General features: G+C 62.6%; 6 protein-coding genes and 3 pseudogenes. 4 read left to right on the top strand and 5 right to left on the bottom strand.

All coding sequences use genetic code 11. The features are described from left to right. Positions 1-330: 330 nt before the first annotated feature. Entirely contained in the window at positions 331-1,614 is a 1,284-nt protein-coding gene (locus ACOCG7_RS34265; RefSeq protein ID WP_421380647.1) for a hypothetical protein, read from the bottom strand. A gap of 591 nt (positions 1,615-2,205) precedes the next feature. On the opposite strand from ACOCG7_RS34265, the pseudogene ACOCG7_RS34260 reads away from it, so the two are divergent. The 4 genes and pseudogenes from ACOCG7_RS34260 to ACOCG7_RS34245 form a co-directional block, all read left to right on the top strand. Then, positions 2,206-2,340, top strand: a pseudogene (locus ACOCG7_RS34260) (hypothetical protein); the annotation flags it as partial. Between the two features lie 324 nt (positions 2,341-2,664). Next, complete coding sequence (locus ACOCG7_RS34255; RefSeq protein ID WP_310318982.1) at positions 2,665-3,114, top strand: hypothetical protein; 450 nt, start codon at positions 2,665-2,667, stop codon at positions 3,112-3,114. A gap of 493 nt (positions 3,115-3,607) precedes the next feature. After that, a pseudogene (locus ACOCG7_RS34250) lies at positions 3,608-3,904 on the top strand (cell division protein); the annotation flags it as partial. Further along, positions 3,825-4,733: pseudogene (locus tag ACOCG7_RS34245) on the top strand (Y-family DNA polymerase); the annotation flags it as partial. The pseudogenes ACOCG7_RS34250 and ACOCG7_RS34245, both read left to right, overlap by 80 nt. A 326-nt stretch (positions 4,734-5,059) precedes the next feature. Here the strand turns inward: ACOCG7_RS34245 and ACOCG7_RS34240 are convergent. The 4 genes from ACOCG7_RS34240 to ACOCG7_RS34225 form a co-directional block, all read right to left on the bottom strand. Continuing rightward, positions 5,060-16,921, bottom strand: a complete 11,862-nt coding sequence (locus ACOCG7_RS34240) for a filamentous hemagglutinin N-terminal domain-containing protein (protein WP_421380644.1) — start codon at positions 16,919-16,921, stop codon at positions 5,060-5,062. A 143-nt stretch (positions 16,922-17,064) separates the two neighbouring features. Further along, the gene (locus tag ACOCG7_RS34235; RefSeq protein ID WP_421380641.1) at positions 17,065-17,976 is read right to left on the bottom strand and encodes a peptidylprolyl isomerase; all 912 of its coding nucleotides are present in this window, start codon (positions 17,974-17,976) and stop codon (positions 17,065-17,067) included. A 10-nt stretch (positions 17,977-17,986) separates the two neighbouring features. Next, positions 17,987-19,837, bottom strand: coding sequence for a ShlB/FhaC/HecB family hemolysin secretion/activation protein (locus ACOCG7_RS34230; protein ID WP_421381090.1), 1,851 nt, complete (start codon positions 19,835-19,837; stop codon positions 17,987-17,989). A gap of 32 nt (positions 19,838-19,869) precedes the next feature. Then, positions 19,870-22,035, bottom strand: a complete 2,166-nt coding sequence (locus ACOCG7_RS34225; RefSeq protein ID WP_421381087.1) for a filamentous hemagglutinin N-terminal domain-containing protein — start codon at positions 22,033-22,035, stop codon at positions 19,870-19,872. Between the last annotated feature and the right edge of the window lie 207 nt (positions 22,036-22,242).

Genomic DNA, 22,242 nt, shown 5'->3' with positions numbered 1-22,242 from the left:
CTTCAGATAGCTGCCCATTGGACTTTGCTGAGCGTAACAGGCTCATGATGGCTGCAGCACGTCGGCCTACTCGTAGCGAGCTGGCGATGGTGTACAGGCGTCATCAGCGAGTAGCTGGCGACGAAAAATGCCCGGGCTTGAGCCCACATCATGGCCGGCCGTGGGAGAGGAATTACGGGAAATTCCAGATTGCCGCTCACAGCGAGAGGCCCCGTTGTCGCGTGCGAAGCCGAACCTTTATGACGCGTTGCCGCCTCGCGTAGCCGTCGGGTTGCCCGCCCGGCGCCGCCGACGCCCTATGCGGGCGGAGCCCCACAGTGTGTCAGTTGATCAGGTGGAGATTCCCCGATGCATCATCAGAAGTTGGTCTTGCGTTGCCCCCGGCTGCTGATAATGGACAATCCCAGGCCGTTTAGCGGATTTAACGCCGGAGATCGGCACATCTGTCCAATTCGAACCGTCGAACGTACACACATAGATCGTTTCATCATTGCCATTGCTACGGTGAGCAACGAGCATCTTCCCTTCAAATACCGCCATGAACGGCCCATCCGTAGAACTCACGCCGCCGGGGACTTGGGAACTATTGCCAAACCTCCAGCTTTGGTCGTCGAGAATGGCGTACCAGTAATTGCCGTGGCCTCCGCGATATACGCAATATAACCGGTCGTTGTACACACAAAGTGCCGTGCTCTCCCCATACCCAGCCCACGTACCGTCCAGCCGGGCGGATTCTCCCCAACCCGACGATGGATTGTAACCTATGGAATAAAGTGCATTGTCCGCGCCCACGTACACACAGACCAAAATTCCTCGATAAACAGCGACCGCCGGAGCCCCGTTAGTTTGGACATTCGGAATCGGAGCAGCATTAACAGTCCAACCCGACTTATTCAGATCATTGGGATCATAATCATTGAAATTAAATGTTGCCACGTAAATTGGTGCAGTGCTAGAGCCCGCACCTTGGTACACACACCACAGCTGGCCGTTATAAGAAGCCAAACCGGGTGATTGCTGCGATTGTGCACCTTGATTTAGATTATTGATTTGGCGTATTGGCGCATATGAGGTCCAAGTTCCACTGGTGCCATGGGTTTGTCCGTCGACCACGTCCGGTATGTCGTAATACATCCAATAAAGTGTTTCATCACCAATTGCCCCTCGAGCCACACAGAAGAGCTTTTCATCGTGAACTGCCAACGATGGGCCATCTTCTGTGTAGTCGTTGTTCATTTTCACCTCATCGGACCAACCAGACCCATCACTGTAAACAGACCATCGAAGCTGGCCGTCATCGAAATGCGCGTCATTTGGAAATGGAATTAACAGGGTCGGCGCAATCCACGGAGAAACGAGCTTAATGCCGCTTCCATTGTCTTCCAATTTAATGACGGCCGTGCGAAGTTTTATATAAGCGACTACGAGCTCTGCCACCCCCTCAGTGAGCTCGTCGCCTATCGATTCAATTATTTGTCCGGCAATTTTATCGAAATCGTTTAGCAATTGCGTGGCAGCTTCGCTTAGGCTAATAGTGAACCCCCACCAATGTGCAGCGAAGGTGACAGGGGGAGCATCTTTTCGAGCCAACTTGATTTGAGAGTCGCTACGCATCATTATGCTCCGGAAACGGACTGTTGGAGGAACAGCTGCATTAGATGGGAATCTTCTGGAACGCGATCGCAAACGCAATTTATCAACTGCGCGATCGGCAATCCAAAATTTTCCCGTTGGCGGGTCTGTCGCTGTTCATTTTCTTTGGTTTTTTACCCGGGAACTTCGATAAAAATTTCTCCCGACGGAGAAAATAGCCAAAGCATTTGGTAAATTATATAAACAACCGCAAATTAGAAATAACCTATCAATATTGGCAGGTATGAAATGTCTGCCGGGGGACGTATTGTCATCTGTTAATGTAGCCTGCCCGGCTCGATCCGCCGGTTTCGCTGCAGTCTTACAGGGGCGGCCCTCTATGAATACCTACGGGCGCATCGTTGTGTTCGGGAGGGTGGGACGCGGCGGCGGCAGGAAATAGAGCCGAGGCGGAATTTGAACTCGCACGCCTCATCCTGACGTAGCCGGGACGGTCGCTGTTCCTAGGAAAGGGCCGTGAATAAATCACTGAGGCCAGTCGTCCGTTGACCAAGTGGTGTTGCCCGTCAACGCGGCCACATGACCAATGGCCGGCCTGGATCCCTGAACGGCCAACGTCGCGTGACACGCTGGGAACACGAAGCTCTTCTTGATGAGATGCAGGCGCGACTTGATCATGCGCCTGAGATGATGCGCATCCGGCGACAGGCAGTCGAGCATCCATACGGCACGATCAAGGCATGGATGCTGGAAATTCTTGAGCCTGATGTCGAATCCAGGAGACTGGAAAGACAGAATTGATGAGACTGCCGAGGACTGTCATCCCGCGAGGCCGGGGCAGGTCGACGGTACCTACCAACATCGACAGGTTGTTCCGATGTACTAGCCGCGCCATCATTCGTATGATTATTGTGGAACTACCTCTACTTGCGGAAGAAGCGCCGTGGTCAACCGATAAACATTTGCAATAACTCCAAAGTGTGCCTTTTGAGCTTAAACCACCAAGAAGCCGTTTCGTTGAATCGGAGACTCTTCCGTTTCAATCAATACACTAGCTAGGTGAGGAACGAAATGATTTTGAAAGAAGGCTACGCGACTATACTTAGTCACGACAAGACGCTGCAATTCGCAATAGATCAACAAATAGTGGGCCAGCAAACGAAAACATCGCCATTAATATCGTATCCCATAAGCAACGGAAATCCTGCTGAATTATTCCATATAGTTCCGGATCCAGAAAACGGTGCTATTCATAATATTTTAGCTGATGGTAATGCATACCTCGGAATCGTGGGCGATCTTTGGCCTATTAACGGAAATAATATGGGCGGGATCTTAATCGCTTGTGGCGTTAGTTTTGCAGAGAGAGCATACTTTATGCTGCTAGATGACAATACGTTATCGATTACACCAGGACCAGGTCGACAACTTGCTGCCGCGGCCTGGACCGATTTTGTCACTATCACAGGCGTGCATAACGCGGGAGATACAATTGAATTTAACTTCAATTACACAAATTGACTAGCGGAAATCTAGTCATGCGAGCCTGACACCAGCGGAATGCCTCCAAATATTCGCAGCTAGTTTTTTCGGAGAATGTAACTGTGACGACAAGAGCTATTGGTTACTACTTTGTGACTTACACCGGTGGAATGGATGGATCGAATGGAACGGGGATAGGCTACTGGAGGGGTAGTGACTGGTGCTTTTTTATGGGTGGCAGTAATGGTTTTGAAGAAGTCGGTCACGTAAACGACGACGAGCTTACTTGGGTTTCTCCACAAATCCCGACTTTCGAACCCCCGCCCACATTCTACCGGTGGGTGAAACCGCCCTCTGGAGACTGGCTCATCGGTGCGACGCATGACGGTGGTGCCACATTCGACGTTCCGGATCTGAGCGGGGCTTCTCCCGGGGGTTCGTATTCAAAGCAGGATTTAGAGATAGGGGCATGGGTTCCTGTGCAAACAGGAATTTAGTAGCAAATTCGTACGAACTTTAGTTCGTTTGACAGCTCCGGCGGCTGCATCTGGCTGCGCAGGCCTCGGACACCTTCCTGTTCCTGTTTCGCCCGCTCGCGGCCGCCCAGGCGACGTCGCCGGCGCCGCTGCGGCTCGCATTGCGCGCGGCCAGGGGCGGGATTGAAGTGACCTTCGTCAAGCGCCGCGGACCGCAGCGCGACGAACCCGTTTTCGTTCCCCTCACGCCTTCACCGGCCCTGTTGAGCCGATATGCAACTCTGGATCGGCGTACATCTGCCGCACCTCGCCCTCGAGTCGTTTCTTCCGCGCTGGTCGATGCCACGTCATGAGGCCGGGTTTGTCGTGCTGGAGAAGGACCGCGTTGTCGCGCTCGACCGCGCGGCGCATTCCGCCGGGATCGTGGCCGGCATCGCCGCGGTGGCGTGCTGACGCTCGCGCCCGACGCGGTCATCCGGGAACGCGATCTTACCCGTGAAGCGGAGCTGGTTCGTGGCGTGGCGTTCGCCCTGCTGCATTTCACCCCCCATGTGGTGCTGGCTGAAGAAGCCGTCGTACTTGCCGACGTCTCGGCGAGCCTGCGGCTCTTTGGCGGTATTCGCCCGCTGCGTCGACTCGCGCGCGAAACGGTGATCGCGTTCGGCGTAACGGCAACGCTTGCTGTTGCACCAACAGGGGAGGCCGCGTGGCTCTTCGCCCAGTCCTCGGGTGGCATTGCGCTCTCGCTGCGATCCGTCGACCGCGCACTGAGTCGCGTGCCGTTACCTGCCCTGCCGCCGGCGCGCCCTACGCCGAATGGTTCGACGGCCTGGGATGCGAAACGGTGGACGACGTCCGGCGCCTGCCCCGCGCAGGCCTCAAAAAAAACGCTGCGGCACGGCGCTGCTGGATGCGCTCGATCGCGCGACGGGCGCGGCACCGGAAGTCTATGAATGGCTCGAGATGCCTCCCGCCTTCAGTGCGCGGCTCGAGCTGCCCGACCGGATCGAGCACGCAGAGGCCGTGCTGTTCGCGGCGCGGTGCCTGATCCTGCAGATGACCGGCTGGCTGTCGGCCCGACAGCTTGCGATCGCGCGGTTTGTGCTTGAGCTCGAGCATGAGCGCGGCCGCGCGGCGGTGCCGCCGACGGCAATCGACGTTGCCCTCGCGGAACCGCCGCGCGGCCACCTTCTCCTAACTTCGGCGCACATCAGTCACCACGAGAGTTGCGTTCACGGGAACGTCTATCGAATCGCCTCAGATCCAACACCCTGACGCTTTTGCTGTATCCCCCACCAAAGACCATCGCTATCACTAGCGCAAATAGTCCGATTACAAAAAAAAATGTCGATGTTGGAGACTTGCGCACCATGAGCACACAGTAGAAGACAACAGCCAGTGCCGAATAGGAGACCCGACGGTAAACCGTTCGCTCAAATGGCGTTAAATCGTCCTTCCACTTTTTGTTGTCCATGGTGTCGCGTATTGAACCGTTACTATTGATTGTGCTACGGAGCGATGTAAGGTTGCGCCGCAGCCGTGCCCAACGTGAACAGAGTTTGAACCATAGGTCCCTGCGGAAGTAACGCACCGCCAATCGTGCTCATCATGACGTATAAGACCGACGCACGACTCGGCGGACTATAAAGATAGTTTAGTGACTGCAGTCCCGCTGAGCCAACGAGCGCGGCAACATCAAACGGAGGCGGAAGCCATGGAGATGCAAGTGCCAATGCAGTCGAGCCCTTGTCCGTGAGAGCAGCGGGCGGGGGCATCGATACTGATTGATATGCAATCCCGCAGTTCCCATTCGGGCATATCGAACCCGCAGATGATCCCATTGAAACGCCTTGTGGCGCAAGGTTAGACTGTGCGCCGGATGGCGACGCGGTGTAACTCTGCGCGAGCGGCACGTCCGCGCCGTTCGTGTTCTGCAGAATGAACGTCTGCAATGTCGGATTGGCCGACCCCGGCACCTGCGCCCAGATCGTCTGTCCGGTGTTTGCATTAACACCAGCTGGCAACCAGGTCGAGCCGTCGTTGGGATACGCCCCCGTCACTGTCGCTGCCGCTCCACTTTCCGTGACACCGTTCTGACGATAGCCCATCTGCGCGAGCTGATTTGAAACGTCGGCCGCCGTGACAGGCGATCCGTCCGGTTTCGTAATACCCTTCGCGTTCGCTGCAGCGGCAAGCTGCTGTGCAAGCGGTTGCTCTTGGGGATGCAGCACACGATTGTTCAGCGTCTCATTTTCAGCTGCCATCGCTCCGGCCACGGCGTTCTGTCCAAGCAGACCTGCTGCTGTACCACCCAGCAGCATCGAAGCCGCCGTCAGTGCCGCCACCTGCTGCGGGGACCAGGATGTCGGATTGCCATTGCTATCGGTCGGATCAGGAATCTGTGAAGTAAAGACCGCGCTCGTAGCCCCGCCAATGGCCCCTCCTGCGCAGCCCGTTCCACCCGCTGCGCCTGCGGCACATCCAAGCGCGGCGTGCTCGAACGCGTAAAGCGGGTTACTTGTTGTCCAGAATCCCTGCTGCGCGTTGAACGCATTGCCGATCGCGAATGCGCCTGCCGCTGCGGCGTCGTTCACGAGGCTGTTCTTGAGGCTGTCCAGGAAGCTTCCACCGCCAATTACCGTCTGCAAACCCGCCTGTATCGTGGCGCTCGAGGCAATAGCGGCAATCTCGGTCGGCAGCGACCCCGCTGCTGTACCAGCCTGCGGAACGAGGGTGTTACCTACATTCTGGATTCCAGCCAGATTAGCGAGACTCGGCGCCGTAACACCTTCAACGGATGCGTTGACGTTAAATCCCACTGAGCCACTGCCCGTGTCGAAGGTAATTCCGTTCGTCAGTCCGGCCGTCGCTGCGCCGATCAGTCCGTTACGCAAAGCCGCCCCGATATTGATGCTGCCGGTAGTGATCACCTGGCTCAACGCACTGGATGCGAAGCTGCTCAGTCCAACTGCGATCATCGTGTTGGCCAGTCCTCCGACAGCCAGCGTTCCGCCCGCGGCACTTGCCGCGGCAGTGATCGCTGCACCTGTTAGTCCCTCCTGGGCCGCCGCGAAAGCCGCCGTCGCTGCCGCGTCAGCAGCCCCGCTCATCGACGCAATTGCCGCAGATATTTCCGGTTGCATCAGGATGGCAGCAACCACCGCGACGACGATTGCACCGATCTGTGTCACCCCGAAGGAACCGCCCTCCTTCACAAAGTCCTGATGGAGGTTGTCACTGACTGACGTCTGGACGAAGGCCGCGCCAAGTTGTTGCTGAAGGGTCGCCAGCAATTGCTGCGTTCCGGCCGAATCGAGCGAGCCATCCGCGTTGAGCTTCTGCAGCGCGCCACCGATCTGGCTCAGCGTCTGCACATTCAGGTCCATGTTGGCCGCACTCATGAACCCGCCAGGCTGGACCTCGGTGCCAGTCGTCTTCGAGTAACCGGCATCCTTTACGTACTGCCAGATTTCCCCGACGTTGACCTGATTCGCCTGATTCGTCAGCGTGCCGGTATTCACGGTCAGCGTGTTGGAAGCCGTGATGCTTCCAGTATTCAGGATGCTGCCGCCGTCCCTATTGAAATTGAGTGTGACATCCGTGCCCGTGATGTTGCCGCCGGCGGACATCGCACTCGTATCGCTTGGCAGATAAACCTGCGGCATCAGCGCTGTGATTGTCGGGCAGGTCGCCGTGCCCGTTGCCGCGCAAGACGGGTCCGGCACGGTCTGCTCCACATACCACAGCATCGGCTTGTCGAGCGCGTTGATCTGCGTCTGCGTCAGCGCAGTGCCGAGTTGCAGGTTGTTCGCCGTCGCGTAGTCGAGCGCGTTCTGATACAGATACTGCTTTTCCTGCTCGGTAACCGACATGGCCCTCGTGCTGTCATACGTCAGCCCGTCGATGAAGCTCGCCTTGCCCGTTTGCTGCAATGCCGCCTGCTGCAGCATCAGGTCTTCTTCCTGCGGGTTGTAGTAGAACAGCGTCGAACCCGGCTGCAAGCTTGTCGGCAGAGCATTGAGCAGATCCTGCGGGCCCAGATTGCTGAGCGCCGATGTACCCAGCGAATTGTCGACATACGACGCCTTGCCCGCGACCGGCGTCGGAAGCGCACCGCCCACCGCGCGCGGCACCGAGAGGTTTAGTCCCGGCAGACTTACCGGGCTTAGCGAAATCACCTGCGACGGCGCATTCACGCGAGGCGTATAAGTATTCGCCGTCGTGATACCGTTGATGAGTTTCTGCCCCGTCAACGTCACTGACGTGCCAATCACATTGCCGACGTTCTGGATCTGGCCGCCCGCGGTGATCGACAGATTCGGCGCCTGGATGGTCGCAGCGATATTCCCGACAGGCTGCGGTGGATCAATCGTGCCGCCTGCACTTGTGTAAGCGCTGCCGTAAAGAGCCGTGCACTCGGCGACGGACCCGCAGGCCCATACATCGTGGCGCCTGTCAGCACTGAAATCCCCGGTTTGTTGCACCCAGTGCGAGTGCCAGTAAGCGTTCAGCGTCTGCGCTTCATTGACGACCGGGCCCGCGACCGCGATCGTCGCCGTGTTGCCCGCCGCAATCAGGCTGCCGATGTTGGTCAGGCTGCCCGCGTTGATCTGCAGGTTGTTGCCGGCGCTGATGACAGACGAACTTCCCGACTGTTGATCGACGTAGCCTTCGCAGTAGCTTTCCTTGTAGCCGCCTGCGGTCATGCAGCCCGAGTACTGCTCGTTCATGCCGTAGTTCTCGTGCACTGGCACAGGCGGCGGCAAATTGTTCGTGATCGCGCCAGAGACGTTGAGCGTGATGTTATTGCCCGCGACGATGTTGCCCGAGGTGTTGTTGAGGTTCCCCGCCGGCGTCGTCGAACTTGCGGTCGTACCGACACCACCGATCACGATGTCGTGCCCGGCAAGCAGGTTGCCGAACGTGTTGTTAATCTGCCCTGCGGCGATGACGAGATCGTTGCCGGCGTAGATCGTTGCATCGTTCTGGTTGTAGCCGAACGTGGTCGTGGTCGGGTTTGCGCCACGAGCGTTACCTGCAGTTCCGCACGCCGTGCTCGGCACACCTGCCGCACAGCCGGTCTGTGTCGAATAGCTCTGCTGGTTGCCACCCTGATTGGTCAGGCTGGCCGCGCCGACCTGAACGTTGTTACCCGCGTACAGCAGGCCTTCATTGACGAGACTGCCGCCGTTAATGACCATGTTGTAGCCTGCGGCTATCATCCCCGTCGGGGTGGACGAAATCAGCGTACCTGTTGCCGTTGGCGCCGCCGATCCCGTGGCAATCTGAAAAGTGTTTGGCGGCAGTTGGCTGCCGATCCCGCAACCCTGTGAATTGCATCCGTCGCTGTTGTACTGGCTTGCAATCGATACTCCCACGATGCCCAGTGCCGCAATCTGGGCGAGAAATGAAGAATATTGCCCCTGGTCTACCACCTCGGTCGATTGGTAAGCGAGTGTAGGCGCCACAGCACCATTCGCTAACGACTGAACGTTGAGTGAAATATTCCCTTGCGCGGCAATCTGCCCGCCTCGATTCGACAATGAGCCCGCGGACAGCACAATCGAGTTACCAGCAGAGATGACACCGGAGGTGCCCGCCTGCTGCGTCTGGGCGGTCTGATAGACCGTCGGCAACGTAAACGTGCGAGAGGCTTGCGCGGACGGATCTGGAGCCGCCCCCACCGACCAGACGCCCAGGTACTCGTTAAACGTAACGGTCCCGGAAGCGCCGTATGGCTGGGACGCGGCAATGCCGCAGTTCGCCTGGCAAAACCCTATTCCCCGTCCTATATAAACGGGCGTCGTCGACCCTGTCGGAGAAAGCAGATCGCCAAGGGTCGCACCCACAGTCATGCTTTGGGTGCCTTCGTAACCGTTTTGTCCGCCGTACTTGTACTGATACGTGTAGTCTTCCGTGCCGACCGATGCTGACCATAAAAGCGATGGATCGCTGATCGTCGACGTGACAGTCTGTTGTCCGCCCGGCGCCGTCTGATCGTTAACCACCGCTCCAGCACTAATACTGATGTTATTCCCCGCAAATATCGACCCGCCGGTATTGAGCAGCGTCCCACCCAGATTGAAGTTCGCGTCTCCCTTCGACTGCGTCGTGGCGCCCTGGTTATCGTAGTCACCTCCCGTCACCGACAGCAGACCACTAGCCTCGACCGTCCCGCGATTCGTCGTATTCCCATTCAGCGCCAGCGTGCCGTCCGCATGCATCACCGCCCCGACCACGTTGTTCAACGTGCCGTTGAACGTCACATCGCTACCGGTCACCTGCCCGAAATTCGTCAACGTCCCGTTAGTGGAAAGCGTCAACGGCGCCGTCCCCGTCATCGTCCCGTAGTTGTTGATGCCGTAGATACCGGTCAACGTCACACCCTGCCCACCGTAGTTCCACGTCCCGGTGTTACTGATCGACGCCGCGGTAATCGAAAGCTGCCCGCCCTGGCTGATGGTCCCCAGCGACGGATCGAATGCCATGTTCACCGCGCTCACGCCCATATTGCGCTGCGCGAGCAGCTGGCCACCGCCGTTATAGAACGAACCGTCGCCGCCATTGATCGTCAGTGAAACGTCGCCGGTCGTCGGTCCATTCGGCGTATTCGGATTCCCCGCAAAGATGATCCCGTTCTGGTTGTTCAGCGTTCCGGTATTGATAACGAGGCTATTGACCGCCATCAACGAGCCGCCGCTGTTGTTCAACCCGCCCGCCACCGTCACATTGGTGGTCGCGCCGTTCACGAGCCCCGCATTGGTGAAGTTCGTCGCGTTGATCGTCGTCGTGGTGGTCGACGCCAGCGACGCATTGGCTGCATTGGTCACATTCGGCGCCGACACGTAAAGCGTCCCGCCCGAAAGCACCTGGCTCGCGTTATAAAAGCCATTGCCCGACGTCAGCGTCGCGGCGCCCACCGCATCCACCGCGGCCCCAACCAGCGACAGCTGATTCGACGCCGTTGCCGTCAACGCCCCACCGACAATCACCGTCCCCAACGTCACATTGGTCCCGCTGAACTGCATGTTCTGCGTCGACACCATGGACGCCTGGCTCGCATCGAGCGTCCCTTGCGCGCTCACGCTCACGTTCTTCGAGCCACCCTGCGACCCGCTCAGCATGACATTACCGCCGCTCAGCGTGAACTGCCCCGCCACCGTGCTCGTGCCGCCCAGCGTGAGCGTCTGCCCGGCGCTCATCGTCGTATCACCGTTCGACGACACACCCGCCACGCTCACATTGCCCTGTGCGCCGCTGACATTCACCGTGCCCATCGACGACACCGCGCCCGCCACCGTCGCATTGCGCGCGGCCTGAACCGTCACGTTGCCGCCGGACTGCACGGCGCCGCCGAAGCTCACGCTGCCGCCCGTCGACTTCGCACTCACATTGCCGACCGCCGTCGTGGCACCGAACGACATGTCACCGCCCGAGGTCGCCGTCAACAGCCCCGCACCCTGAATCGCGCCGAGCGCAATACCGCCACCCGCACCGATCGTGATGTCCTTGCCGAACGTCAGCGAGCCGCCGCCGTTCACCGAACTGCCCGAGTTGATCGTCGCGAGACCGAGGCCGAGGAAGGCTCCGGTGAGCGTCGCGCTACCGCCCGCATTCAGCGTCGTATCGCCATTGACGAGTTCGCCGTTCAGCGCGAGCGCGCCACCGGAATTCGCCCTGAGATTGCCCTGGCTGGTGATCGCCCCGCCGACGGCGAGATTGCCACCCGTCGCGCTCAGCGTGACATCGCCGTTCGCGCCGACCGTGCCGTTTGCCGTGAGGTTGCGGCCCGCCGCCACGGTCAGCTGGCTGGTAGCGGAAGCATTGCCGACGATCGTCGCATCGCGCGCGGCGGTAACCGTCGCGGCTGCGCCCGAAGCGAACGCGCCGTTCACCTTCACGTCGCCTGCGCCGTTATGCCCCTGCGCCTGCAACGCGATTGCGCCGCCTGCCTGCGCGGACCCCATCGACAGATCGTTGCCCGCGGTCGCATTCAATGCGCCATTGGTCGCGACCGCACCGGTCACACCGATGCTGCCGCCCGCATTCAGCGTGGCCTGCTGCCCGAACGCGACGGACGCCGCGCCAATCGAGCCGCCGGCCGTCAGGGTCCCTGCGTTCTGCGCGCCGATTCCACCCGTCAGCGTCATGTCACCGCCCGACGTGAGCTGCGCACTGCCGCCAACGGTCGTCGCGCCGGAAACGCTCAGCGCTTCGCCCGCGGTCGCGACGAGATTGCCCTGCGTCATGACGTTCGCCGCGCTCGCATTGCCGCTGGTCGCGGCGATGGTCAGGTCGCCCGCCGAATTGACACCGGCGAGCGCGATGTTGCGCGCGGCATCGATCGTCGTCGCGCTGCCCGTGTTGACCGCGCCGCTCACACTGACGTCGTGCGCCGCCTGCAGCGCGAGCGTGCCGAGTGCGGTCGCCGTGCCGCCGAGCGTCACGTCGCCGCCGCCGGCGTTGCCGTTCGCCGTCACCGCAAGGTTGCCAGTCACGGCCTGCACGCTGCCCAGACCCGCGTTGTTGCCGCCCGTCACCGAAACGCTCGCGCCTTGCAATGCGCCGGTTAATGCCAGGTCATGCGCGGCATTCAGCGTCGCGGCTTGCGCAAACGCAGCCGTTCCCGCGCCGTTGATGTCGTGCGCAGCCGTCAGCGTGCCGTCGAGCTGACCGGCGAGCGCGCCGCTCAGCGTGATATCGCGGCCCGCCTGCACCGTGACGCCCCCGGCCGCGTTGATCTGGCCGCCGAGTTGCGTATCGAGCGCGGAGGTCAGGCTCAACGCGCCAGACGTGGTGGTGGTCCCCGTCAGCGCGATGCTGCCGGTGGCCGCCGTCGCCGTCAGATCGCCGGCCGTGGTTTGCAGCGTGCCGCTCGCCGACACATTGCGCTGCGCGGCAAGCGTCAGCGTGTCGCCCGTCGTCAGTGAGCCGCTAACCGATACGTCGCGTGCCGCGCTTAACGTGACCGCGCCAGGGGCGCTCGCCGTGCCCGTGATTCCGGCATCGCCTCCACCGGCATTGCCATTCGCAGTAAGCGTCAGGGTGGTTGCCGAACTGACATCGTGCAGCGAAGCATTGTTGCCGCCCGTCGCATCGATAACGTTCGCCTGCACGTCGCCCGTCAGCGCGATGTCACGTTGCGCCGCATAGCTCGCGGCCTGCGCAAACGCCTGCGTACCCGCACCGCTGATATCGCGCCCCGCCGTCACGAAGCCGTTCGCTTCGCCGATCAGCAGGCCGTTCAGCAGCGCATCGCGCCCGGCGTTCAACGTCGCGTCGCCAACGGCGCTCGTGCTCGCACCGAGCGACAGGTCGAGGCCGGTCGTAACGTTCAGCCTGCCGCCGCTGTTGATGCCGCCCGTCGCGTTCAGGCTGCCCTGCTGCGCGGTGAGCACCGCATCGCCGACCGATTCGAGCGCACCAGCAACGTTGATATCGTGCTGCGCGGTGATGCCAATCGTCGTCCCGCTGGCGATCTTGCCTGTCGCGGTCACGGACACATCGTTCCGGGCGCTTGCCGTCACGGCGCCTGCCGCCGCGGCCGAACCGTTCACCGTCAGATTGCCCGGACCGTTAGCCGTGTTCGTGCCATTGGCACCCAACGCAATCGTGCTTGCCGACTCGACGTTGTTCACGCCGATGTTGCCCGCCGCCGTCACCTGCACGGATTGACCCTGGATCAGGCCGCCTTGCGCGACGTCGCGCCCCGCGTTCAGCGTGGCCGCCTGCGTGAAGGTCATCGTGCCGGCGCCGCCAATATCGCGGCCCGCCGTCACGCTGCCCTGCCCCTGGCCCGCGAGCATGCCGGTCACGTTGACGTCGCGCGTGGCGTTCAGCGTCGTGTCGAGTGCGGCGGTCGTCGTGCCGCCGAGGTTGATGTCCGAGCCCGCCTGCACGTTGAACGCGCCATTGCTGCCGATGGTGCCGCTCGAACTCACGCTGCCGTTCTGCGCGATCAGCGCGGTGTCGCTAGCCGACTGGATCGACCCGCTGATGCCGATGTTCTGCCCGGCGTTGAGCGTGACGCCTGCGCCGCCCGTCACGGCGCCCGTGATGTTCAGATCCTGCGTGGCTGCCAGTGACAGGCTCGATGCGGCCTGCACGTCATGCAGCGATGCAGAGCCGCCCGCATTGGTCTGCACCGTGCCGCCGCGCAGCGAACCCGTGAGGTTCGTATCGCCGCCCGAGCTGACGTTCGCCGCGAGACCGAACGCGCTGGCCGCGGCGCCGGCAACCGTGCCGCCCGCCGTCAGCGTGCCGTTGCCTTGCGCGACCACCGAACCGTTCATCGTCAGGTTCTGGCCGGCCCTCGCCGTCAGATCGGCGAGCGCGGAGGTGCCCTGCGTGCCGAGATCGACCGACTGCGCCGCGTCGATCAGCAGGTTATTGCCGGACTGGATGTTGCCGGTGCTCGTCAACGAACCCGCCGCGTTTCTGAGCGTGACGTCGCCATTGGAGGCGACGCTGCCCGCAATCGACGTGTTGCCGCCGCTCGCGACGCTCAGCGCGTTCGCGCTCTGCAACGCACCGTTGATCAACGTATCACCGCCCGAATTCAGCGAAGCGGTCGAAAGCGATGCGACGAGTCCGTTGACCGCGAGCGTGCCGCCGTTCGCCGCGACCTGCAGCGCGTTGTTCGCCTGCACGTTGTTCAGCGCGACCGACTGGCCCGCCGTCAGCGAAACGCCCAAGCCCTGCAAGGTGCCCGTCACGGACAGATCATTCGCCGCCGTGACGTTCGTGTCCTTCACGAAGCCACTGCTGCCGCCCGCGATCACATCGTGGCCCGCGCTAAGCGTCGCCGCGCCCTGGCCCGCAAGCGTTCCGCCAATGGTCAGGTTGTGCCCTGCCGTGAGCGTCGTATCGCCGGCCACGCCCGTTGCGCCGGTCAGCGCGACGTCCTGTGCGCCGATAACCGACAGGTTCGCCGCGCCATTGAGCGTACCGCTCGAATTCACGCTGCCGCTCACCGCCGCGACCGCGAGATCGCCCACAGCCTGCACGGTGCCGCCCGAAACCACGGTGACGTTGCGTTGCGCCGTCACCGCGAGCTGTGAACCGCCCGCCAGCGTGCCGTTCACGAATACATCGCGCGCGGCCTGCACGTTCGTCGCGCCAACCGCTGCGGCGTTGCCGTTGAAGCTCACGTCACCGCCGCCTGCCGGGTTGCTGGTGAACCCGTTCGCCGCGATGTTGAACGTGCCGCCCGCCTGCACGTCGGCGACGCTCGCGTTGTTGCCCGCCGTCACCTGCAGACCGTTGGCGAGCAGCTTGCCGGTGAACGCCACGTTCTGACCCGTGGTCAGCGTGCCGTTCTGCCCGAATGCAACCGAGCCGCTGCCCGTGAGGTTGTTCTGCGCGCTGAACGCGCCGTCCTGCTGCACGATGACGACGCCGGGCACATCCACATTGCGCCCCGCATTCACCTGCGCGTTGGTGCCGACGAGCAGCGAGCCCGCCACGGAAACGTCACGTGCAACGTTCGCCGCGAGCGTCGTGCCGCTCGCCAGCGATCCGCTCACCGTCAGGTCCTGGCCCGCTGTTACTGTCACTGCATTCTGCGCGGTGGCCTGCCCGGTCACGTTCGTGTTCTGGCCGGAACCCAGCGCGAGGTTGCTGCCACTCTTCACCGTGGCGCCGGCGTTCACGCTGCCTTGGGTCGCACTCAACGCAAGATCGCCCGACGTCTGTAGCGCTGCGTTTACGTTGACATTGCGTTGCGCGGTCGCCTGCAGCGTGCTGCCACTGGTCTGCCCGTTCACATTGATGTCGCGCGCGGCCAGGAGGTTCGTCGCGCCGCTCACGACCGAGGTGCCGTTCAGGTTGATGTCGCCCGCACCGTCATTGCCTTGCGCGCTGACCGAGAGTGCGCCGCCCGTCTGCACGTCGCCGAGCGTGACGTTCGCACCGCCTGTGACCGCCGTGTCGCCGTTCGATTGCGCGTTCGCCACGTTGACGTTGCCGCCCGCGGTCACCGCGAGCTTGCCCGAGGTCTGTATGGTGCCGCTCGACGTCACGTCGCCGTTCGCATTGATCGAGTAGCCGCTGATCCCGACATGGGCGCCGGTCATTGACAGATTGCCGCTCGCCTGCAGCGTCGCCTGCTGTTGCGCGGCCGAGCCGTTCACGGTCAGATCGCCATTCGACGACAGCAGCAGATCGCCGGTGTTCGCCGCCATCTGCGCATCGGTGCGCACGCCCATGCCGGCCGCCGTGCCGATCACCTGGATCTGGCCGGCGGTCATCGCGCCGAACGCGGTGGCGTCGATCGCGAGGCCGTTGTTGGCGTGGCCGTTCGCGTTGTTGATCGCGCTCGCCGTGTTGTCCGCGCCGTTCGACGAGGTGGCGTACGTGGTGCCGCTGCCCGTCACCGCCGTGGGCAGCACGAACTGGCGCCCGGCAATCGCGTTGATCCGCTGCCCTGCATACAGCGGCGCGTTGATGCCGATAGTTTCGCCGATCAGATCGATCGTGCCGACCGTGCCCTCGATGCCCGCGCCGGGCCGATTCACGCCCGCGTTGCCTTCGATCTGGATGTGGCCGCCGGTCACGCTATAGCCGATCGCCTGCGCGTTGCTGAAGTCGGTGACGGTGCCCTTGAGGTCGCTGAGAAACTGCGGGGTACCCGTCGACAACGTGACGCCGATCGTGTTCGTGAAGCCGGTGCCGTTCGTCGTGATGCCGTTCGGATTCGCGATGATGACCGTGGCCGGTGCGCCGAACACCTCGAGCGGACCGTTGAGCAGGCTCGCAAACGCGGCGCCCGTCGACGTGACCTGGTTGACGATCACGCTTGCCGTGCGGCCGGCGAGATTCGGATTCGCCTGCAGGTCGCCGCCCGTGAGCGACGTGCCGGCCATCAGGCTGTTGTTCAGGATCAGCCCGACCGGATCGATGTTGAAGCTCTGGTACTGGTTGAGCGAGATCCCCGCCGCGTTCGGCGCGGTGATGTTCACGACAGGGACGCCGCCGCCCGCGCCGGTGGTCTGCGTGATCTTCGGTTGAAACGAGATCGGCGCGGTCGGGTCGACGATCGGCGCGGCCTGCGCCGTCTGCATCATGAAACGCACGCGCAACCGCGCGAGATCCTGGATCTGCTGCCACGCTTCATCGTCAAGACGCTTGCTGCCGGCCGCGAGCACGCCGGCCGCGTCGCGGCTTTGCTCGAACGTGATCGACAGCGGTCCGGCGAACAGCGTCATGGCAACCAGCGCAGAGACAGCGCGCTGCCATACCCGGTAAGCCCGCGCAGGCGTCGGCATCGACCAGCGCTTCCGCGCGGACTGCATGCCGCACTCGTGCCGTTCGTCGTGGGCGTGACGGTTCTGTTCGAGTTGTCGTAAAGCGTGGCGCGTGGACGCGTTCATGGTGCTCCCGTCTTTTTCTGGCTTTTTAGCTGCGGCACTTTTTCGTCGCCGCTCCAGACGAGCACGCCTGGAGCAGCGTTGCAGCGGTTTCTAACCCGTGCGCTGCGCCCCTCGGGAAGCGGGGGCTCCTGAAACCGGGGCTCTTACTGCTGCTGAATCCGCGCGTTCTTCATCAGATCCACCACCACTTGGGCCGTGGCCTTCTGCAGCGCAAGCTGTTCGAGCTGCTTGCGCAGCGCGTCCCTGATCTGGTCGTATTGCGGAATCTGCGTCGCGCGCTTTTCGTCGACGCGCAGAATCCAGAACGCGTCGCCGATCTGCACCGGCGCGCTCGACACACCGCCCTGCGGCAGCTTGACGAGCGCTTCGGCGAGCGGCTGCGGCCAGTTCTGCGTGGTGCCCGGCTGGATCGGCGTCTTGAACGAAATCCAGTTGAGCGCGCCACCTTGCGCCGCGCCCGGGCCCTGGCTGTACTGCTTCGCGAGTTGCGCGAAGTCAGTGCCCTTCTTCAGTTGGGTCAGCACCGTTTGCGCGGTGTCCGCGTCCTTCACGGCGATCGCGCTCGGCTTGTATTCGAACTCGCCGAGGGTGGCGACGATCGCGTCGTACTTCGCTTTCACGTCCGCCTCGGTCACTGGCGCGGGCTTCACCTGATCGCGCAGATAGGCGGCGGTCATCGCTACCGTTCTCGCCTGCTCAACGGCAGCCACGACCTGAGGGCGCGATTCGTAGTGCTGCTTCTCCGCAGCCTGACGGAACAGTTCGCGTGCGATCAGCTGGTTCTTCACCGACGCGCGTAGCGCCGGCGTATCCGGTGCGTTCGACGCGCGCACCGCGTCATCCAGCTGAGCCTGCGTGATGACCACGTTGTTCACGCGTGCGACTGCATTCGCGGGCAGCGGACCCGTCGCCGCTTCCACGGTCTTCTCCGCCGGGGGCTTCGAGGGCGGCTTGTTGGCCGCATGCGCGAGGGGCATGCCGCTCACCAGACCGGCTGCGGCAAGCATGGCGATCAGGGTGGCGCGGATCGTAAGCGCGATCGGACGATGTTTCATATAGACCTCTTCAGAGTGACCAGTTGAGCGTGGCGAGCAGCACGGTGGCTTTCTTGCCGAGTGCGGCCGGTTGAAGCAAGGCCTGCCCGAGCAGCACCTCGCTGGTGACGGTTTGCGTTTTATGGCGCCATTGCGCGCGTGCGCCGACGCCGGTGCCGATCAGGGTCGGCCAGCCGCCTTGCGCGACCAGATGCGATTTGCCGCCGTCGAGAAACACATACGGCTCGAGACGCGCGTCGTGCCACGCCGGCACGTTCTGCCAGGCGGCTTCGTTGCGCAGATAGAAACCGCTGTCGCCGGCAATGCCGCCTTCAGTGAAGCCGCGCACGGAATCCATGCCGCCCAGGAAAATCTGCTCGTTACCGAACAGCGCGACGCGGCTGTACTGGCCGCGCAACGTGCCGCGATAGGTCCATTGGGTGCCCGCCAGCGTGCCGAGCGCGACCTGCAGCGTGGCGGTCGCGTCGAGCCGCGTGAACTGGCTGTGCGCCTCGACTTCGTCGATGCCGGCAGTGTCGCGGCTCGCCGAGAGCCACGGCAGGCCTCGCGACACGCCGACGTCCCATGTGGCGGCCGCCGCCTGATCGTGCGCGACGAAACGGCGCAAACCGTTCAGGCCGACACGCAACACCGTGAGATCCTGCGGCGAGAGTTCAATGCCGTTCAGCGTGCGTTCGGTACGCATTTTCGTGAGCGTCACATCGACGCTGGTGCGCCCGGCACGCGAGCGGGTCAGCACGTCGTTCCAGCCAAGAATCTGGCTGAACGTGCGGCCTTGCAGCAAGGCGACGTCGCTGATGGTCTGCTGGTATTCGGAGAGCGAGGTCGTATAGCTGAAGGTCTGGTACCCGTAGGGCGCCGCCGCGGAAAACACCACCGCATTGCTGTCCTGCGTGCCGACGTAGTTGAACGACAGCGACTCCTGCAGGCCGATCAGGTTGTCCGCTTCGACACCGGCGCGATAGCGCAGCGTGCCGGTTTGCGAACTGCCGTAGTTGTCGATGCCGATGTCGTAGAAGACGCGGTCGCCATAGTGGTTGGTGATCGCCACGACCGAATCGCCCGGCGTCTCGCCCGGCATGATCTGGATTTCAGCCTGGTTGCGGCGCAGCCGGTTGATCTGGTCGACGCCCTGTTCCAGATCGGGCAGGCGAAGCACGTCGCCGGGGCTGTCGCCGAACGCCCATGCGGTGCCCGCGTCGGTGACGAGGCCGCCACCGTGCGTCGTGTACCACGGCTCGTCCGGATCGCGCGGACGCAGCGGTTTGCCGTTCAGCGTGAAGGCCGACACCTTGCCGTCGACGATGTTGACCTTCAGCGTGCCCGACGCGAGATTCTGCGCGCCGAGATAGGCGCGCGTCGTGATGTAGCCGCGCGCGATGAACGCTTCGGTGACGCGGCGCAGCAGCAGGTTGATGCGGTTGCGGCCGAGCTGCCTGCCGATGAACGGCGCGGCAATCGCATCCAGTTCGCTCCTGCCGAGCAGCGTGTCGCCGATGAACTCGATGCGATCGATCCTGAACAGCGGCTCCACGTCGGGCAGCGTGTCGACGTCCGCGCCTTCGGGCAGATTGACGACGGTCGGCTGCGGCACTTCGATCTGCGCGGGCGCCTGCTGGATTTCCTCGCGACGCTGACGCTCACGCTGTTCCTGCAGCAGCCGCTGCGCCGGGTCCTGCTCGGCGCGCATCGGCACCCCGAAGGGAGCGCCGCCCAGGGCGGCAGCGTTCGGCAAACCCGGCGGCCCGGGCGGCGTTTGCGCGAAACCGCGCGCGGTCACCGCTGCCGCGAGGATCGCGAGCGCGCAGCGCGCAAGGCGCGGCGTGCGGCGCTTTGTCGCCCGCTTTATCGGCCGCTTCATGGCCCGCTTCACGGGCTGCCTCATGCCCCACCTCATAGCCCGAACCATGACACGAGCCCAAGGCGGTTGTGATTGCCGATCGTTACCGGCGCGCGGTACGGCGCGCGAATCGTGCTGACGCCGCCTGCGGCCCTGATGCCGCCAGGCGCGTTGAACGATCCACCGTCTATGTCGGCCTCCCCCGTCAGCTCGACCTGGCCGGTGCCGCCGGTAAAGACACCGCCCGTGTCCGCCGCGAAGATCGCCGACCACGAATTGCCGAACCACGCCTTCAGATCGTGCGTGCGGTTGATCGCGCTGTAGCCGAGCACGGCCTGCGCGAGCGTTTTCGGCGCGTCGAGCGTCAGCGCGTTGAGCGCGAGTACCGTGCCGCCCGTGTTGGTGATCTGCGTGCCGGCTTTCAGCGTGATGTCCTGAGCCGCCTCGATCACACCGCCGAATGCCTGGACCGTGCTCGATGAAGTGGAACTGCAGAAGAAAAAGCATGTCTGCCGATACGAGGCCTGACCGGTGAACACGCCCTGTGTGAGCAAGCGCTCGCGCGCGGTGATGACAATCGAGCCGCCATTCGCGAGAATCGAGCCGCCGACATTCGTGACGTTCGCACCGGAAATGGCGAGCTTGCCGTCGTCGGCGGTGATGTAGGAGAGCTTCGACGGATCGGCGATAGCGCCGTAATCGACGTTAAAGCCGCTCTCACGATGCTCGACGAAGACGAGCCGCCAGCTGCGGTCCGAATAGCCGACCGGCGCGCCACCGTTCGTCCCGGTGGAATGATCGACGATGTTGTTCACGTCGCCGCCCGCGGTGATCGTCAGCGCCTTGTTCGACAGGATGCGGGCGTTCTGGTTGGTCACCGAGCCGCCGGCGGTTACCGATACGTCGCCGTTCACGCCGAACAGAACGGCGAGCTTGCTGTCCGCGGTCGAGTGATTGAACACATTGCCGGTCGCGTTCAGCGTCAGTGCGCCAAGCGACGCGCTGTCCTGCGTGTTGGTCTGCTGGCCCTGGATCAGCGAGCCGAAGTTGGTGATGTCGCCGGTGCTGGTGAGCACCACACCGCTTTTCGCGGAAGCGATCACGGATTGCGCCGTGGCGTCCTGCGTCAACCCAATGCCCGCGCCGCTGATATGGATGCCCGTCGCGGCGAGCAGGCTGCTGCCCGTGAGCGTCACGGCGCCGCTGGCGGTCAGCGTCGCGAAGCCGCTGTCCGTCGTGAACTTCGTGTCGCTCAACGCGATACTGTCCTGCACCTGCAGGTCGAGATTGTTCTGCGCACTCAATGTGGTGCTGGCGAACTGCACGGAACCATTGGACGACAGCGTGAAGTCGCCGAGCGTCGCGTTCATCGGTCCGGCGCTGCGCACGCCGGGACCTTTGTCGGTGACGATCAGCTGGATACGGCCGCTCGTCACGCTGCCGGCCGCGGTGATGTCGATGGCAAACGAGCCTGCGGTGGCGGGCGTCGTGGATGGGCTCAGCGTCAGCCAGTCGTTGTCGTTGTCGGTCGGCGAAACCGCTGTGTTGAGCGTGACATTGCTGCTGCCGGCCACCGCGCGAACACTGGCGGTCTGCGACGAGAAACTGTTGGTCACCGGCCCGTTGATCTGCAGGTTCTTCGCGATCAGGTCGAGGCCGATCAGCGCACCCGTCAGTCCCTGCGGGCCAACCACGATCGTCCCAGTGCTCGTGTCGAGCACGATGTCCCGCTCGGGTAGTCCGGCCACGGGCACCGTGTCCCTGAAGCTGACATGTCCGGTCGTGAGTGCCAGGCGGCCGGTATTAAAGAATGAACCGCCGTTCACCGTAATACCGTTGGGATTGGCCAGGATGACGTTGGCGCGCGAGCCGAGTACATCGATACGGCCGCTGATTACGCTGGGATTGGTGCTGGTGACCTGATTGACAATCGTTCGCGCGTTAATGCCGACGTTGTTCAGGGATGCACCGGCTGCATCGACGCTGAAACTGCTATAGGTGTTATTCGAAACGCCGGCAAAGGCGGGAGCAAGATTGACCGTCTGATGGCCATTTGCGGCAGTGGAGACCGTTGTCGCGGTTCCACCATCGGTCGCGATGCCTTTTGCATGAATGCCGCAGGGCGCGGCGGCCAGCAAGGCAAAAAGCAGCCTGATTCTGAACCGATGCGAACGCGGGCTCCCGTAGGCCGCGCAGGTTCCCCGTGCACTCCGTGACATCTGTTTTCACGCAACTTCCGTTGCGGGCTCTCTCGAATCGGTCTGGTCTTTATTGCGCAGGCTTTTGTCCAGCTAACTGCGCCTTTCGTATGACCAATAACGGCTTCGTTTGAGCGTTCTTTAGGAAGATCTGGAAAGTTTTTAATTACGTTTTGCTTTCCGTCACGAAGACCCGGCAGACATTTCCGGGGCGGGTGCAGGTGGTCC

This window comes from Paraburkholderia sp. DD10, from assembly GCF_049177125.1.
In the GTDB taxonomy this organism is placed as follows: Bacteria; Pseudomonadota; Gammaproteobacteria; order Burkholderiales; family Burkholderiaceae; genus Paraburkholderia; species Paraburkholderia terricola.
This window is presented reverse-complemented; position numbering and strand designations above follow the sequence as displayed.